Here is a 15,614-nt window from a genome sequence, read left to right on the forward strand (position 1 = left end):
TTTAACAAAAAATTTTTATTGCCCCCCCCCCCCCCCCCCCCCCCCCCCGGGGGGCCCCCGCCCCCCCCGGGGGGGCCCCCGCCCGGAGTCGTCGGCAGGGCCGCGTACGCTGCCGGCCCCGCCCTCACGACCGATAGTGCCCGGATGACCACTGCGCGTGATGCCCGGGTGCTGGGCATGATGCGCGTGGCCGGTACAGCGGGCAGGTCATGTCGAGCGCGGAAGGGCAGGCACACAGTGGCCGAGGAGAGCAAGCCGTCCGCATCCGGACAGGATGAGACGGGTCTGATCCTGCTGGGTGCAGGGGAAGGCGTCGGCTGAGGTTCCCCCGTTGCTCGGGAGAGACTGATCAGCCGGCCAGGACCCACCGGCTGAACCGGGTATGCAGCGTGGTGCGACGTGGGTCATCCACCACCGGCGGGCGAGTCGTCGTGGCCACTGGGCGCGAAGCGATGAGAACCATGCACCGGCAGCCCCGTCGGCATGAGGTACGGGTTACGCTTTACGAAATCCGTACCTTCTCCTCCGTAGGGTCCTCAGACATGGACACACGAGACGCGGCAGCCACGCCGAGCGGCGACCCGCATGAACTGCCGAGCAACCGGGGCCGGTGGGGCGAGGACGACGAGCTCGGCACGCTCAACCTGATCACCGAAGAAGCCCGGGCCAGAGGCGCCGCGGAGGTCCGTACGGGTCGGACGGTCTCGCTGGCGTTGCCGATCCGGCCGACGCCGCTCGTCAGCGGCCCGTTCGCACCCTCCGTCCAGGACGCCTCGCCGGTCCAGCAGGTGATGGTGTACACCGGTTCCCCGGCGATGGCGACGGCCGAAGTCATCGTCGTCACCAACCACCACCCGCGCTCGACCCATCTCGACGCCCTGGCGCACATGCCTCGCGACGGCCAGGTCTACCCGGGCCGCCCCCTGGGGGAGAGCGTGACGCCGGCCGGTGCGAGGCACGGCTCCACCACGGCCTTCGCCGACGGGATCACCACTCGCGGAGTCCTGCTCGACCTGGCGTCCGACGGCCCGCTGCCCAGCGGTTATGCGGTCACCTCCCAGGACCTCGACGCGGCCGAGGAACGCGAGGGCGTACGGCTGGAGTCGGGAGACGCCCTGGTGGTGCGCTGCGGGTGGGACATGACACCCGACCCCACCCGGCCGATGCCGGGCATGAGCCTGGACGCGGTGCGGTGGATGCACGTACGCGGGGTGTCCCTCTACGCAGGTGACATCGGCGACGCACACCCCCCGTTGGACCCCGCCTGCCCCGCCCCACTGCACGGAGTCGGCCTGCCCCTGATGGGCATGCCACTGATCGACGCCGCCAGAGTGGAAGAACTCGCCGCCATCTGCGCCGAGTTCGGCCGCTACTCCTTCCTCCTCACGGTCGCGCCCCCGCGCATCCACGGACTGACCGGGGTACCGGTGAACCCGCTCGCCCTCTTCTGAAGGCGCCGGCCGCCGAGGGCGGAGCCGCACTCGTGCCCCCCGTCCTCGGCGGCCGGACCGGGCAGTCGAACCCGACGACACGACAGCATGAGAACCTGACCACCATGAGGACACCGAACATGATCGTCGCCGCAGGTGAAACGGAGGCCACCACGACGCACCGCGCCATGCCTCGATGCGATGCCCCCCGGCACCGCACTGGCTTCCCCACAGCCGCCAAAAGCGGCGGCACACGCCCCACCGTCCACGGCGGCGATTACTGATGAACGCCACACGCACGCTGGACGCCGAGACCATTCTGACCGCCACCGAGACCGTGCTGCGCCGATACGGCCCCGAGAAAGCCACGGTGCGGGACGTAGCACGGGCTCTGGGCGTCAGCCACGCCAGCGTCTACCGGCACTTCCCGTCCAAGGCGGCACTGCGGGAAGCAGTCACCCGGCGCTGGATCAGCCGCGCGCACGCAGACCTGAACGCCCTCGCGACGAACACCGCACTGCCGCCCCCCGAACGCCTGCGCGCCTGGCTCACCACGCTCTTCACCTGCAAACGGAACATGACGTCCCAGGACCCGGAGCTCTTCGCCACCTACCGCATCCTGGTGGACGAACACACCACCGTGGCCACCGACCACGTCGCCGTCCTCATCGAGCAACTGCGCGGCATCATCACCGAAGGAGTCGACAACGGCGACTTCCACACCGCCGACCCCACAGCGACGGCCCAGGTCGTCTTCAACGCCACCATGGCCTACCACCACCCCGCCCACGCCCCGCAGTGGCACACCCCCGAAGCCGAAACCGCGCTCCAGTCCGTCTGCACCCTCCTCATCGCCGGCCTGTCGGCCCAGCCGGTCGGCTCTGCGCATCATCAGGATCAGGCGGGCAGCAGTAGTCAGTCGGTGTCAGATCATTCAGCCGATGCCCTCCTCAACCACCGAAAAGCACCTCGGACCAGGTGCACCTGACAGTCGGCGTAGCGTGTGTCCCTCGCCTCCCTCGCCGCCGGCAAGGTGGAGGCCGTTCCCGGCGCCGGCCGCCCCGACCTCATCCACGTCCACGTCCACCCGGACACCGTCGCCCCCACCCCCCTCAACCCGCGCCGCGTCTTCGACGAGACCGAACTCACCGAACTCGGTGAGGACATGCGCAACGGGCAGCTCCAGCCCTGCGTGACCGTGAACAGGACGGCCTACCTGAAGCTGTTCCCGGAGCACGAAGACCAGTTGCCCGACACCTGCCGGTACGTCATGGCCGCCGGCGAACGCCGCTGGCGCGCAGCCCGCCAGGTCGGCCTCGACAGCCTCGACCTGATGCTGCGGCACGACCTCACCGAAACCCGCGTCCGGTTCCTCGCCGCGGTCCTGTCGGAGAACGTGCAGCGCGCCAACTTCAACCCCATCGAGGAAGCCGACGGCCTGCGAGCCATGCTCGAACTCCACAACGGGAACCAGGCCACCGCCGCCCGTGCGATGGGGAAGTCGAAGGCGTGGTTCAACCAGCGGATCGGGCCGCTGCGCCTGTCCGACGAGATGGTGCAACTCGTCCTCCAGGGCGAGCTGACCGCCTTCCGGGACATGCGCCGGTACGCCGCTCTGCCCCGCTGCGGGCGAGGGCGGCGCCGTGTCCGGCCCGCATCGGACGACACCGGGAGGACACCCTGTGGATCATCGGCTCCCTATCGAGCTCGTGCACGGTAGGCGGTGAGGCGTCGGGCTCCCGATCGTCGATCATGGTCGTGTGGTGGGGAACGCGTCTCGTGCAGTGATCGTCAGCGACCGGAGGATCACGGGCCTGTCGGCTGACGTGATCGCTGAACTCGTTGCCGAGGTGGGGCCGTTGTGGCACGCACGGCACCAGGCCGAGCTCGCGTCCAGGCCGCGGAAGCGGCTGTGGGCGCAGGTGCGAAGCACCGGCTGGTGTTCGTCGACCGGCTCCTGGCCACGCTCGTGCATCTGCGCCATGCCGTCACTCATGACGTGCTGGCCTGCTGGTTCGGTGTGGACCGCTCCACCATCACCCGTGCCATCGGCGAGGTACGGCCACTGCTCGCCGAGCGAGGGTGCGCCATCAGCCCGGGTGCGCGGCTGCGGACACTGGCCGAGGTCGTCGACCACCTCGGAACCAGCGGGAAGACCGGCATCATCGACGGAACCGAGATCCGCGTCAGGCGCCCGGCCGCCGGGCGCAAGGACCGGGACCAGTTCATCTCCGGCAAGAACATGCAGAACGCGGTCAGGACCATGGCTGTCACGGACGGCGACGGCCGCGTCCTCTTCTGCAGTCCGGCTCAGCACGGCAGCTGCGCAGACATCGTCCATGCCCGCCCATTAGGGCCGGTCAGGCTCCTGGGCGGCGGGCCGGCGCTGGAGATCCTCGCGGATGCCGGCTACCAGGGTCTGGGCGCCCAGACCGGCGGGCGCGTGGTGACGCCACCGCACCGCAAGTTCAAGAAGAACGCCCCGGACTGGTACGAGGAGATGCACGAGCGCCAACGCAAGGCCCACTCCTCCCGACGCATCCGCGTTGAGCGACGCCTCACCGCCTACCGTGCACGAGCTCGTAAGCGTTGTCCCGTAATGATCTACGCCATGGCAGTTGACCAGCGTTCTTTCCCGGTCATCCGGCGAGGACGAGGTTGTGCAGGCGGGCGATGCCGAGCATGGCGTGGTGGACGCCGTCGCCTTTGAGGCGGCAGTCGCGGAGGATCTTCCAGGTCTTCATGCGGGCGGAGGCGTGCTCGACGCGGGCGCGGATCTTGCGATGAGAGGCGTTGTGCTCTTCCTTTCAGTCCGGGAGTTCAGTCTGTCCGGAGTCACGGCGGTGCGGGATGACCAAGCCGGTGCCGCGGTAGCCACCGTCCGCGATCACCGTGGTGCGGCCGACGGCGTCCTTGGCCCCGGAGAGTCCCCATGCCTTGCAGTCGTTGCGGTTGCCGGTGACCGGTCGGCCGACAGCGACGACGAGTCGGGTGTCGGCGTCGATGACGACCTGGTGGTTGGTGGAGTATCGGTAGTTCTTGGACTGCTCGGCGACGGTGTGGTCGCGGGTGGGCACCAGGGTTCCGTCCACGATCAGTACCGTGCCCTTGCGGAACCGCTGCCGGGGATGGAACGCGAGCAGAGGACCGAGGTGGACGATGATCCGGTCGGCGGCCGGCTTCGACACCCCGAACAGCGGCGCCAGTTGCCGCAGGGTGAGGTTCGTACGCCAGTACGCGGCGACCAGCAGGACCCGGTCCTCCAACGGCAGCGACCACGGCCGACCCTTACGGACCGGGTCAGCACCCTCGCGCCGCAGTGCGGTGATCAGCTTGGTGAACTGGCGCGGGCTCAACCCGGTGAACGGGGCTGCCCAGGAGGGCTTCGACGCCGTGATCACACCAGCCATGCGGCAGATCTTTTCAGTTGCCGACACCTCGCCCTGCGACTGATCCTGGGCACCAGGCAAACGAAGGGGGACACGGTGGGGCTCATGCTTTTCCCCGGAGACGGCGACGTGACCAGCCCTGACGCCTCCTGGTCCTACACCGGCTTCCACATGTTCAGGCAGTGGCTCGCCGACACAGAGGGCTTCGCCCTTGCTGAGATGCGCGGGTTCGGTGGAGACCGCGAGTGGAGCAGTGTCTCCACCACACTGACACCACTGCTCGACCACCCAGACGATGACGGATCCCTCACAGCCGCTCAATGCGCAGCCATGTTGCCCAGGCTGGAGGCGATCATCGATCAGCTCCGCCCCGAGGACGGTGACCTCGTTCTCCAGCAACGTGTCGACGACGCCCGCCAACTGGTCACCGTCATGAAGTACTGCCTGGGCAAGGGCGTTGATCTCCTCTTCGGCTGACTGTCGCAAGCGGTCCCCTGTCGGAGACGACCTGCAGTTACGGGAACATCTCTTACTGGCCCTAACAAAGCCTCTGGACGTGTCGGTGCGTGATCAGACAGACGGCGATTCCGAGGAAGGCCTCGTGGATGTCGTCGCGTCGTTCCCAGCGGATGCGCAGCCGACGGAAGCCGTGCAGCCAGGAGATCGTCCGCTCGACGACCCAGCGGAAGGTGCCCAGGCCGGTGCCGTGGGGCTGGCCGCGTTCGGCGATCACCGGACGGATGCCCCACTCGCGAAGGAGTCGGCGGTACTTGTCGTGGTCGTAGCCGCGGTCGGCGAAGAGCATGTCCGGGCGGCGTCGGGGTCGGCCGACAACGCCGGCGACCGCCGGGATCTTGTCCACGAGGGGCAGCAGCTGGGTGACGTCGCCCGCGGTTGCCGCCGGTCAGCGACACCGCGAGCGGGATGCCCTGGCCGTCGGTGATGATGTGGTGCTTGCTGCCCGGTCGTGCGCGGTCGACCGGGCTGGGTCCGCTTCTGGGCCTCGTCGTGCGGCCCGGACGTGGGTGAGGTGCCCCCGGCGAAGCCAGGGGGAGAATCGATCACCGCCCGGGACCAGTCCAGCTGGTTCTTCGACCGCACCTTGTTCAGCAGCAGTTGGTGCAGCTGGGTCCCAGACGCCGGCCTCGTTCCAGGCCGCCAGGCGCCGCCGGCACGTCATGCCCGAGCCGAAGCCGAGCTCCTGGGGCAGGTACTCCCACTGGATGCCCGTGTGGAGGACGAACAGGATGCCGCACAGGGCCTGCCGATCGGGTACCCGCGGCCGTCCCTCCACCTGCTTTGGCGCCGGTTCGGGCAGCAACGGCTCGATGAGCGACCACAGTTCGTCCGACACGATCCACGGCCGCGACTGACGCTTCCCCATGCCCTCATCAACGAGCGATCAAGTCGACAGTCACATGATCAACCGCTTTTGTTAGAGCCAGTTAGCCGGGGTTGTTCGGTGCCCTGGACGACACCGAGCGTTCGGCGTTGGAGACACATCTGGAGCGGTGCGGGCGGGACGATGGCCTGCTGAACACAGCCGGGCAGTAGCGACTGGCACCGCCCCCGGCCGGATCACCGGGCCGAGCAGGGTGATGCAGAGGCGGTCCGTGCCATGGGCACGGGTCGCCTGCCGCCTACGGCTTGAGGATTCGGTCGTAGGCCGCGACCGCCATCATCAGATGACCGTAGCCGTTGGGGTGGGCCGCCATGGCGCCCGCACCCGGAGTCAGGGACTCGATGAAGCGGCGGGAGCGAGACTGGCACATGTCGTGCCCGACGGTGGGTGCGTAGGTGTCCGCGCAGGAGACGCCGGTGCCGCCGGCGGCGGCCCGGCGGGCCAGCGCGCGGTTGAGCTTCATCGCAGTGTCCCGCAGGAAGGCGAAGTCACCCTTGGCGAAGGGCACTTCGGCACAGCCCGCCCCGTTGTCGGGGAAGAGGGCCGGGTACCCGACCACGATGATCTTCGCGTCGGGGCTGCGGCGCCTGATGTCGGTGAGCGCTTCGCGGACGCGGCCCTCTACAGTGTTGATGCGCTCACCGAGCACGTCCTTGCCGGTGGTGTACTGCTTCTTGCACGGGCTGCCGTCGGGGTCCGAAGACTTCACCAGCGCGCAGGTGGCGAGCACGCCCGTGAAGCCGACGTCGTTGCCCCCGATGGTCAGAGTGACCAGTTTGGTGTTCGGCGTCAGCGCGTTGATCTGCGGCGGCTTGGATCCCTGGGGGTTCCAGATGCCGCGTGTCGTGGCACCGCTGCACGTGACGTCCTTGAACGCCCGGTTCTTGCCCGCCGAGGTCTCGGCGGGCAAGGGAGGGACAGCTGCCCGTGGTGCGGTCGCATTCGGCGTCCTTCACCCCCGGCAGTCCGGCCCCCGCGGCGTAGGAATCGCCCATGGCTACGTAGTTCGGACCGTCGGTGGCAGCCTGTGTCGGCGCCGCGAGCGAAACCAGGCTCGCTCCGGCCATGGCGGTCACCACGGCCGTCCGGTACACGCCGGGCAGCCGTCCTGAGTTCTGCGTCATTATGCCCCTGAGAGTCAAGAATTGATGTAGAAGACGATGGTTCACCGCGGATACGGGCCTCGCGTAGAGCACGACGAGGAGCCCTGGACGCCGGTTCACTCCTCCCGGCAGAAGCTCACAGGCGAGACCGAACCGGGCGGACGTGCGAGCCGTAGCAACAGGTACGCGTCCGCCGGGAGAAGCCTCCTCCCCCGCGCGGGCCCCTCACCAGCACAGCCCTTTCCGGGCGGAAGGCAGCATCCATGCACACCACCCTCAGCACCCTCATGGCCGTCGTCATCGTCATCGCCCTCGGTGCCACCGCCGCCGCCCGAGGCCGTTGGTCCGGTCCCTGGTGGCTGGTGCTGATCGGCGCGGCAGTCGCCTACCCCTTCTCCCACACCTTGCTGGACCGTGTCTCCGACGCCCCGGGCGGCTGGCTCCGCTGGGCCTTCCAGATCGCCTGCGGCATGCTGCTGGCCGTACTGTTCGCCCCCTTCCACCACCGGTTCCGCAAGGCAGGCGACGATCGGGCCTCGCGGTGAGCCTCAGCCGAGGACACCGCGGGCGGTCAGGGCGCGCTTGAGCGCGCGCATCGCGTAGTACGTCCGCGACTTCACAGTGCCGGGCGGTACGCCGAGGCGCTCGGCGGTGCAGGCGACGCTGTTCCCGTAGAAGTACGTCTCCCGCAGCACCTCGCGCTGCTGTTCGGTGAGGTCGTCCAGCGCCTCCCGGACGATGTGGGCGGTCAGCAGTCGGTCCAGGCCGTCGCCCACCGGGACGGCCACGTCGTCCCTTTCGTGAGCGACGCCGGGGCGTACCGCCCGGGCCCGGTGCTCGTCGATCACGAGGTTGCCGACGACCCGGAAGAGCCACGGGCGTATCCCCTCGCAGGTCAGGCCGAGCGAGTCGCTGTGCCGCCAGGCCCTGAGGACCGCTTCCTGGATCAGGTCCTGCGACCGGTGCCAGTCGTTGTCGAGCCGGCGAGCGGCGAAGGCCAGCAAATCCTTGCCGTGGGCGGCGTAGACGTCACGCACGAACCGTTCGGCGTCCGCGAGCGGCTCGGCCGTCTGCTCCTTGTTCATGATCTTCCAGCCATTGTCGTGATGCGAATCCGGTGCTCCCGTCTCTCCATCGGTACGGGATCCCCAGTCGGTTCACGTTGTGCAAGACACGTGAGGGCCCGGACGCGGGCCGGCGTCCGGGCCCTCACGTACGTCTCCGAAGGGCGGAGAGGAGGGGGATTTGGTCAGACGAGCCGCTTGCGGCCCCACACGAACAGGAACACCGTCAGACCGGCGGTCAGGGCCAGCACGATGCCCGCACCGAGCCACTGCATTCCGCCCATCTGGGAGATCGGCAGGTACTCCACGCTCCAGCCCACCACGTCCGCCGCGCGCAGACAGGCGGCGTGGGCCTGCTCGTCCGCCGCCTGCACACAGGTGCTCCAGCCCAGCAGGTCCCCGTCCCCGGTCAGGTACGACTGGTCGAGCTGGTACGCGCCCCCGGGCAGCACCGGGAAGGAGTCCTCGGCGGTGACGCCCCGCTCCGTGGTGAGGACGACCGGGTCGCCCAGGCTCAGCCGGAAGTGGCTCCAGACGAGCTGCACGGCGACGGCGAAGGCGAAGGTGACCACCATGGACGCCAGCGTGCGGCGCAGCGCCACCCCGATCGCTGCCCCGCCCACGAACGTCAGCAGGGACAGGGCGACCGGAACCGGTCCGGTGGTGTCGAACGCGGAGCCCGAGGTCCAGTCCAGCACCGTGGCCGTGCCCCTGACCGGGCTCCACCACCAGCCGAACGCCACGGACAGGGCGACGGACGCCACCACGATCACCAGTCCCGTCACCCCGAGTTTGACCGCCAGCCAGCGGGTACGGCTGACGGACTGGGCCGTGACCAGCTTGGCCGTGCCGTTCTCCAGGTCGCCCGCGAACAGCGGCGCGCCGATGAACACGCCGAGCAGCACGGGGATCAGCCCGAGCGCCATGGAGACGGGCTGGAAGTCGGAGGTGTACGGCTGCAGTTCCGTACCCAGGTCGTCGACGGACCTGGCCGGCCAGCCGTGGCCGGTGAGGAAGTCCGTCAGCGCCGTCCGTTGGTAGACGATCCATGCCAGGCACCCGGCGGAGGCGGCGAGAACGGTCCAGTAGGCGGTGCGGTGCTGACGCCAGACGAGCCAGGTCAGCCCGCGCAGCCGGGGCAACCGGGAGTGCTTCGGGGGAGCGTCCGTAGTGCCGGGCGCGCCGGTGAGGCCGGTCATGCTGCTCACGCGGCCACCGCCCCGACGCCGTGCGTGCGGTGCGGGACCTGGGCGGTGGAGGTGAGCAGGGGCGGTGCCTGGGCCGAGCGCAGATAGGCGAGCAGGAGGTCCTCCACGCCGGGGGCCGAGGTCTGCCATGGGCCGGTGACAGGCGTGTCGGAACGCAGGAGGGCGGAGAACTGCCCGCCGGCCGCGCGGGATTCGATCACGGTGTACCGGCGCAGTGCGTCCGGCACGGCCGCGCCGTCGTCGGCCGGTCCGGTGATCACGGTGTGCAGGGCCAGCAGTTCGGACACGTCCCCGGCCAGGCGCACCGTGCCGCCGGAGACGACGACCAGGAAGTCGCACATGTCGTCCAGTTCGGCGAGGACGTGCGTCGACATCAGTACGGTGGTGCCGTGCTCGGCGGCCTCGGCCAGGACGGTCGCCATCAGCTCCTGCCGGACGACCGGGTCGAGGTCCGCCATCGGCTCGTCGAGCAGGAGCAGATCGGGCCGCTTGCCGAAAGCGACGGCGAAGGCGACCCGTGTGCGCTGGCCGCCGGACAGGGTGCCGGTCTTCGCGTCCAGCGGGATGTCGCCCGCGCGGACGAGGTCCTCGGCGGCCCGCTGGTCCCATGCGGGGTTCAGTTCACGGCCCAGGCGCAGGTGTTCCGCCACCGTGAAGTGCCGGTACAGCGGCTTCTCCTGGGCGAGGAACGCGGTGCGCCGCACCGCCTCCGCGGAGCCCGGGGCCGTGCCGAACAGGCGGAGGGTGCCCTGCGTCGGCTCGAGCATGTGGGCGGCTATGCCCATCAGGGTGGTCTTGCCGGCCCCGTTCGGGCCGACCAGCCCGCAGATCCGGCCGGCCGGCAGCCGGAACGAGCAGTCGCGCAATGCCCAGCCCCGCCGGTACTTCCTGCCGAGACCGTACGCCTCGATGGCCGGCTCTTCGGCGTGTCTGCCGTTGTTCACGTGCGCTGTCTCTCCTTGAGGTGGGTGTGCCCGCCCGACGGGGGCGGATATCCGTGCTGTCGGCGGTTCAGGAGGTGAACGGGACGGCGTCGGCGGGGTCGGTGTGCCAGTTGGTGGTGAGAGGCTTGTCGACGACGACGTTGCCGACGTTGAGGGAGAGCGGGTTGGGGTCGCCCTCGCTGACGGAGACGATGACCGTGCTGTATTCCGTGCCGGTGTCGCCGTCGGTGCTCTTCGGGGTGACGCCCGCGTAGGCGGTCTTGCCGCCGGTGAGGGTGATCTCCTCGCCTGCGGCCTGCTCGGCGGGGCCGGCCTGGGTGCCGCCGGAGCCGAAGGCGAAGACCGGCAGGCCGGCGGGCAGTACGCAGGTGATTCCGGACTCGGCCTTGACGCTGACCAGGTAGTAGCCGCCGGCCTGGGTCATGGGCTTGGCGGACCACTGCAGGTCGTTGGTGCCGCAGCCCTGGCCGTAGCCGCTCTTGTCACCGGCGCTGGAGCCGCTCACGGCGGACGAGGACCGGCCTTCGTTCGTGCTGCTGCTGTCGGCCTTCGACGGGCCGGTCTGTGCAGCGCCGTCGCCCTTGTCGCCGGCCGTGGGGTCCTGGGTGGCGCTCGGGGTGCTCGTGGCTGTGGGGGTGCCGGAGGAGGCCGCCTCGGTCGTGCCGGTGGTCTTGTCGGCGGCATCGGTCGAGGCACTTTCGCAGACGGCGGTTCATGCTGGGGGTTCCTCTCGGACGGTGGGCGGGGCGTGGGTGTTCGCGGTTCCGTGTTCTCAGTCGGCACGACGGCCCGCTTCATCGTTGGGTTCGACGCGGGCACCTGATCCGGACACCGTCGTCACAGTGCTGTGACACACGCCGCCCACCGTGCGGGTCTTGCGGGCGGCGCGGTGGGCGGCCCGCTCGGGGCGGTTGCGGACTCAGGTGCGGGAGAGCACGTTGAGCTGCCGCTTCTGGTAGTCGGCGCCGTTGCGGGCCAGTGGGTACACCTCGTAGGACCAGTTGCTGTCCAGGCACACGGAGGGGAACGCCGCACTGCGGCGGGGGCAGCCGCCCTTGAGTCAACCGGGTGTGGGCGCTGCGGTCTCCGCACTGGAACCGTGTCGTGGCGAGGGCCTCCCCGTACGCCGAGATGACCAGGCAGTTCTTCGTGGCGACGTTCACGATGGGGTTAGCCCATGGCCCGGTGCAGGTGAAGACCCACTGCTGGTGCGGGTTCCGTAACGGTGCTTATTGCTCCGTGAGAGCGACGTTCGGTTTCACCGCTGGGACGGGGGCCGCCTCCGGCGCCAGGTCGGACCTAAGCTCCGAGCGCAGCGAGAAGAGCGGCCCGGGTGGGGCCAGGTTCGCCGTAAGGCGGACGCAGCCCGAAGCCGGCAATCCGCGCGGCCAGCTCGGAATCGGGCAGCCGCGCCCCGGGTCCGGTGAGCAGCGCAGCTCCGGCCGCGTACGCGCGGAGCAGGTCGGGGTCACGGAACTTGAGAGTGTCCAGCGCGCGCCTGATGTGCCAGTCCCGGTCGTCGGTGTCGTACGGTGCGGGGGCAGCCGCTCTCAGGGCGTCGATCTCGGCCAGTCGGTGCCGGTCCCATCTGGCGAGGCCTCGGTGGACCGGCCCTAGGGTCGTCTCAGTCAGGTCCGCGAACGACGTCGCCAGCTTCTCGGGGTCGTCACTGGCGCTAGCACGTAGCAGATCTCGCAGCGCGGTGGCGTGCAGCGCCCCCATCGACAGGCCGAGGCCGAACAAGGGGTTGGTCGTGGCCCAGGCGTCGCCGATGCTCAGCACACCGGTCGCGACCGGGACGCCGTCCACGACGAAACTTCGATGCCTGCTCTCCATGCCGGACATGGCCATCACGTCCGTGACGGGCTCGCCGAATTCGGCCAGATGCGCGACCTGCGGCAGCAGCGCTACCGCACGGTGCCAGGCCTCCGGCCGGGCCAATGCGCGCAGCGCCCGGTCCCGGCTGGAGACGCCGACCGAAAGTGACCAGACGTCCGCGTCCCCCAAGGTCGCGATGGTCGACACGCACGCGTAGTGGGCGCTGTGCGCGGGCGGCATTTCCGGTACGGAGCCGTCCGTCGAGCGGAAGTAGCGGGTGTATGCCAGAAAACCGTCCTCCGCGCGTTCCTCGACGGGCCCGGGTGCGCCAAGGTTGCGCAGCATCCTCTTCACGGGAGAGTTCCGGCCTCCCGCATCGACCACCAGATCGGCATGGACTGCCTCGCCGCCCTGGGTGAGCACCCCAGAGACATGAGGGCGCCGCGGCACCCGCTCATTGCCGGGCAGCAGTGCAGCGACGGCGGTGCCGCGGCGGACCACGAGCCGGTCGCTTCCCGCAGCGACATGATCGAGCGCCGCCTCCAGGAGCGGACGCCGCGCGGTCATCATGGCGAAGCGTTCATCGCCCGGAAGCCAGGCGCCGACCTTGCCGAACCGCTGCGGGCCGTCGAGGAGATTGGTGATCGCCGCCCCCCGGGCCGCCAGCTCGATCACCACGTCCGGCAGTTCCTCGGCCAGGGTCCTGAGCACCGCGGGAAGCAGCAGGTGCGGATGACGGAACTGGGTCACGCCCGGCCGATGCCACCCGAGCCACAGCTCCTCACCGCTTGCGTCGGACACCGGAGCGCCATCGCGTTCCAGCACGGTGACCTGATGCCCATCACCGGCCAGCATCATGGCGGCCATCAAGCCGACGGGCCCGGCGCCCAGCACAACTACATTCATCACACCTTCTCCTGGTCGCAAGCAGTGATCACCAGGTTCGCCGTGATCGTTGCTCACTTTCCAGACCGGTTCCTGCTCAGTGCGACCGGATGGTGCTCACTCAGGGGTGGCCGGTGGGCTCGGTGCCGTACATCTCCTCTCGCCACAGTGCGTCGCAGAGCTGGATGATTCCTTCTGTGAGGTGGCGGCGGTAGGTGCTGAAGGGCAGCCCCAGCCGCGCGGCGACCGCCTGCTGGGTGGGCCGTCCCCGGCCGAGGTAGGTGGCGGTCAACGCCCGGTGGAACCGATCGCCTCCGCGCTGTTGGCGGAGGCTGTCGACAGCGCGTCGCACGACTTCGGGCAGAGACAGGCCACGGCCGACCACCAGCCGGCTGTGGCACAGCGGATTCATCGCCAGCTCACCTGGTTGGTCCAGGGTGCGCAGCGCGTCCCGCACGGCGTGGTCGAACTCCGGGCGGGAGAGCACGGCGAACACCTCGTCGGCCGCGGCCCCTTCCGTCTCCGAGGCGGTGGACGGCGCCCCGGAGGTGCGGGCCAGCATCAGTCGGTTCTTCTGCTCGGCCCAGGCCCACAGGGGCTTCACTCGCCAGTCGGTGGCGAACAGCGCGTAGGTGGTGTGTCCGACGCACGGCCGTTCGGTCAGTGGTCGCAGGCCGAGACTGGTCAGGTAGGGCGCCCAGAAGTCTGCTGCTCTGACGACTATGTAGGTCCAGGTCAGGCCCTTGTCCGCGCGGGCTACCTCGGCCAGGGAGCGCCACTGGTGCAGATCCTCGACCGGCGAGATCTTCGGGTACTCCGGTGATGTCACCGTGAAGCGGGAGATTGCCAGGTGCTCCCCGCTGCGCAGGGCGGTGGTCGCTCGGGTGTGGCGCCAGGCGGCGTCGGCGACCGGATCGGCTGCGGCCTCCGCATAGTCGGAAAGACGCAGCCAGGCGGAGAAGCCGACGATGCGGTCGTCCCGCGTGGTGCGGCACACCCGGAACGCCTGTGGTTGCCGCTCCAGCCAGTGTCGCGCCAACGCGGCCGACTGGGGGCCTTCGACCCGGGTGGCAAGATCCAGTATGTGTGGGAGGTCTGCTGGTTCGCAGGCCGTCAGCCGGACCTCACCATGCCGCCAACTGTTGTACTCCGACATGTGCTGGTCATCGCGGTACAGGTACATGAAAGCGCCCACTGCGGGCAGGATGCCGCTGTCGGAGGAGACGCGAATCTGGTCGAACAGGTGACGGCTGACACGGCTGTGAAGCTCCGCGTACCCTTCCGGGTCCCGCCAACGCAGGTCCGCCTCCAGCGCTTGGCGCACGACATCGTGGGGGAAGAGGCCGTGGTGGGCGGACTCGATGAACGGCAGGTCACGCAGCCAGGCGAACATCCCGGCGGCGGCGTCGCCGAGGACGGCGCGCAGCAAGGACTCGGTCGTCATGTGGGCTCGGGCGCATACCTCGAGGGCGCGTCGGTGCAGAGGTGAGGGTACGTCTCCGACCAGGCGCGTCAGCAGCGTTCCGATGACGTCACGGCCGGGCTCCCAACCGTCGGCTCCCTCGTCCTTGAGCGCCACCGCGGCGCCGAGCACCAGGGCGAGGGGGTGGCCCCCGGTGAATCCCAGCAGCGCGCCCTGCGCGGGCTGCGGCACCCCCTGGGCGTCCAGGAACGCCGTGGCTTCCTGGGGAGCGAGGTTGCGGAGCGCGATGACGCGCAGCAACGTGGACCACCCGGGATCGGAGACCCAGGTGGCCTCGGGAGCACGCCGTCCGGCGATGACGACGACCGTGCCGAGGGGCAGGCGGGGCAGGAACCTGTCGCGCAGCCAGCCCTCCAGCGCCTGGCAGTACTCGAAGGTGTCGATCAGCAGCACCGTCCGCCCGCTGGCGTGGGCCTGTCCGGCTTCCTTCTCGAATGCCTCGGGTGTGGGCTGGGTGATGCGGGCATCGATTTCCAGGACGTCGCGGCCGGCTTCCCTCGCCTCGGTCCCGAAGCGGCGCAGCAGCATGGACTTGCCGATCCCTCCGGGGCCGTGCACGTAGAGCACCGTAGGAGCCCCGTCGGCTCCGGACAGTGCCGCCCTGAACACCGCAATCTCCGTGGTCCGCCCGGTGAACGCGCGGTCCCTGGCCTGCTGCACCCGGTCGCCGACGAGAGGCGGGCTGTCGCTGGTCATGATCGGGTACCTCTTGAATCGTCCTCGGGTGCGGAACGGGTCCGTCTGAGCTCGTCGATGATCTCATCCGAAGTGACGGGTCACAGGAGGATCCTCACGCCTGCCCCGAACCATCCGTTTACCCGGACGGTCGCGGGCGCGTACGTCCCCGATGACGTCGGCCGCGCCGCACGGCCACGTCCTCTGGCCCGC

Annotated in this window: 13 protein-coding genes and 2 pseudogenes; 6 read left to right on the forward strand and 9 right to left on the reverse strand. The window is 69.6% G+C overall.

Annotated elements, in window-relative coordinates:
* Positions 1–542 precede the first annotated feature (542 nt).
* The 4 genes from ACIRFH_RS33685 to ACIRFH_RS33700 all read left to right on the forward strand — a co-directional run bounded on the left by ACIRFH_RS33685 (position 543) and on the right by ACIRFH_RS33700 (position 4,140).
* The gene (locus tag ACIRFH_RS33685; protein WP_403529432.1) at positions 543–1,451 is read left to right on the forward strand and encodes a cyclase family protein; all 909 of its coding nucleotides are present in this window, start codon (positions 543–545) and stop codon (positions 1,449–1,451) included.
* A gap of 262 nt (positions 1,452–1,713) precedes the next feature.
* Positions 1,714–2,418, forward strand: coding sequence for a TetR family transcriptional regulator (locus ACIRFH_RS33690; RefSeq protein ID WP_403529435.1), 705 nt, complete (start codon positions 1,714–1,716; stop codon positions 2,416–2,418).
* 15 nt (positions 2,419–2,433) lie between these two features.
* A complete protein-coding gene (locus tag ACIRFH_RS33695) occupies positions 2,434–3,150 on the forward strand; it encodes a ParB/RepB/Spo0J family partition protein (RefSeq protein ID WP_403529438.1) in 717 nt (238 codons plus the stop codon).
* A gap of 141 nt (positions 3,151–3,291) precedes the next feature.
* Positions 3,292–4,140 (forward strand): transposase family protein, encoded by an 849-nt coding sequence (locus tag ACIRFH_RS33700; protein ID WP_403529441.1) that lies wholly within the window; start codon positions 3,292–3,294, stop codon positions 4,138–4,140.
* On the opposite strand, the pseudogene ACIRFH_RS33705 reads toward ACIRFH_RS33700, so the two are convergent.
* Positions 4,070–4,840, reverse strand: a pseudogene (locus ACIRFH_RS33705) (transposase). The gene ACIRFH_RS33700 and the pseudogene ACIRFH_RS33705 sit on opposite strands and share 71 nt — an antisense overlap.
* Before the next feature lie 84 nt (positions 4,841–4,924).
* Between ACIRFH_RS33705 and ACIRFH_RS33710 the strand changes: the two are divergent.
* Positions 4,925–5,296: a hypothetical protein gene (locus ACIRFH_RS33710; protein ID WP_403529526.1), complete on the forward strand. Its 372-nt coding sequence runs from the start codon at positions 4,925–4,927 to the stop codon at positions 5,294–5,296.
* Between the two features lie 61 nt (positions 5,297–5,357).
* Here ACIRFH_RS33710 and ACIRFH_RS33715 read toward each other — a convergent pair.
* Positions 5,358–6,203 (reverse strand): annotated as a pseudogene (locus ACIRFH_RS33715) (IS5 family transposase).
* Between the two features lie 256 nt (positions 6,204–6,459).
* Complete coding sequence (locus ACIRFH_RS33720; protein WP_403529444.1) at positions 6,460–7,131, reverse strand: SGNH/GDSL hydrolase family protein; 672 nt, start codon at positions 7,129–7,131, stop codon at positions 6,460–6,462.
* A gap of 456 nt (positions 7,132–7,587) precedes the next feature.
* Here ACIRFH_RS33720 and ACIRFH_RS33725 point away from each other — a divergent pair, with 456 nt between their 5' ends.
* On the forward strand, positions 7,588–7,869 hold the full coding sequence (locus ACIRFH_RS33725; protein ID WP_403529447.1) for a hypothetical protein: 282 nt from the start codon (positions 7,588–7,590) through the stop codon (positions 7,867–7,869).
* 3 nt (positions 7,870–7,872) lie between these two features.
* Here the strand turns inward: ACIRFH_RS33725 and ACIRFH_RS33730 are convergent, their stop codons facing one another.
* The 6 genes from ACIRFH_RS33730 to ACIRFH_RS33755 all read right to left on the reverse strand — a co-directional run bounded on the left by ACIRFH_RS33730 (position 7,873) and on the right by ACIRFH_RS33755 (position 15,422).
* A complete protein-coding gene (locus ACIRFH_RS33730; RefSeq protein WP_403529450.1) occupies positions 7,873–8,409 on the reverse strand; it encodes a sigma-70 family RNA polymerase sigma factor in 537 nt (178 codons plus the stop codon).
* A gap of 164 nt (positions 8,410–8,573) precedes the next feature.
* The gene (locus ACIRFH_RS33735; RefSeq protein WP_403529529.1) at positions 8,574–9,587 is read right to left on the reverse strand and encodes an ABC transporter; all 1,014 of its coding nucleotides are present in this window, start codon (positions 9,585–9,587) and stop codon (positions 8,574–8,576) included.
* Between the two features lie 5 nt (positions 9,588–9,592).
* The gene (locus ACIRFH_RS33740; protein ID WP_403529453.1) at positions 9,593–10,540 is read right to left on the reverse strand and encodes an ABC transporter ATP-binding protein; all 948 of its coding nucleotides are present in this window, start codon (positions 10,538–10,540) and stop codon (positions 9,593–9,595) included.
* 67 nt (positions 10,541–10,607) lie between these two features.
* Positions 10,608–11,045, reverse strand: a complete 438-nt coding sequence (locus ACIRFH_RS33745; protein WP_403529455.1) for a DUF4232 domain-containing protein — start codon at positions 11,043–11,045, stop codon at positions 10,608–10,610.
* A gap of 794 nt (positions 11,046–11,839) precedes the next feature.
* Positions 11,840–13,264 (reverse strand): FAD-dependent oxidoreductase, encoded by a 1,425-nt coding sequence (locus ACIRFH_RS33750; protein WP_403529458.1) that lies wholly within the window; start codon positions 13,262–13,264, stop codon positions 11,840–11,842.
* 100 nt (positions 13,265–13,364) lie between these two features.
* Complete coding sequence (locus ACIRFH_RS33755) at positions 13,365–15,422, reverse strand: AAA family ATPase (protein WP_403529461.1); 2,058 nt, start codon at positions 15,420–15,422, stop codon at positions 13,365–13,367.
* Positions 15,423–15,614: the final 192 nt, after the last annotated feature.

This window comes from Streptomyces sp. NPDC093586 (assembly GCF_044764905.1).
Lineage (GTDB): Bacteria > Actinomycetota > Actinomycetes > Streptomycetales > Streptomycetaceae > Streptomyces.

Excerpts from the sequence above, each read along its gene's own strand:
- ACIRFH_RS33685 (WP_403529432.1), top strand. The coding sequence starts at position 543 with ATGGACACACGAGACGCGGCAGCCACGCCGAGCGGCGACCCGCATGAA.
- ACIRFH_RS33690 (WP_403529435.1), top strand. The coding sequence starts at position 1,714 with ATGAACGCCACACGCACGCTGGACGCCGAGACCATTCTGACCGCCACC.
- ACIRFH_RS33710 (WP_403529526.1), top strand. The coding sequence starts at position 4,925 with ATGCTTTTCCCCGGAGACGGCGACGTGACCAGCCCTGACGCCTCCTGG.
- ACIRFH_RS33725 (WP_403529447.1), top strand. The coding sequence starts at position 7,588 with ATGCACACCACCCTCAGCACCCTCATGGCCGTCGTCATCGTCATCGCC.
- ACIRFH_RS33730 (WP_403529450.1), bottom strand. The coding sequence starts at position 8,409 with ATGAACAAGGAGCAGACGGCCGAGCCGCTCGCGGACGCCGAACGGTTC.
- ACIRFH_RS33735 (WP_403529529.1), bottom strand. The coding sequence starts at position 9,587 with ATGACCGGCCTCACCGGCGCGCCCGGCACTACGGACGCTCCCCCGAAG.
- ACIRFH_RS33750 (WP_403529458.1), bottom strand. The coding sequence starts at position 13,264 with ATGAATGTAGTTGTGCTGGGCGCCGGGCCCGTCGGCTTGATGGCCGCC.
- ACIRFH_RS33755 (WP_403529461.1), bottom strand. The coding sequence starts at position 15,422 with ATGACCAGCGACAGCCCGCCTCTCGTCGGCGACCGGGTGCAGCAGGCC.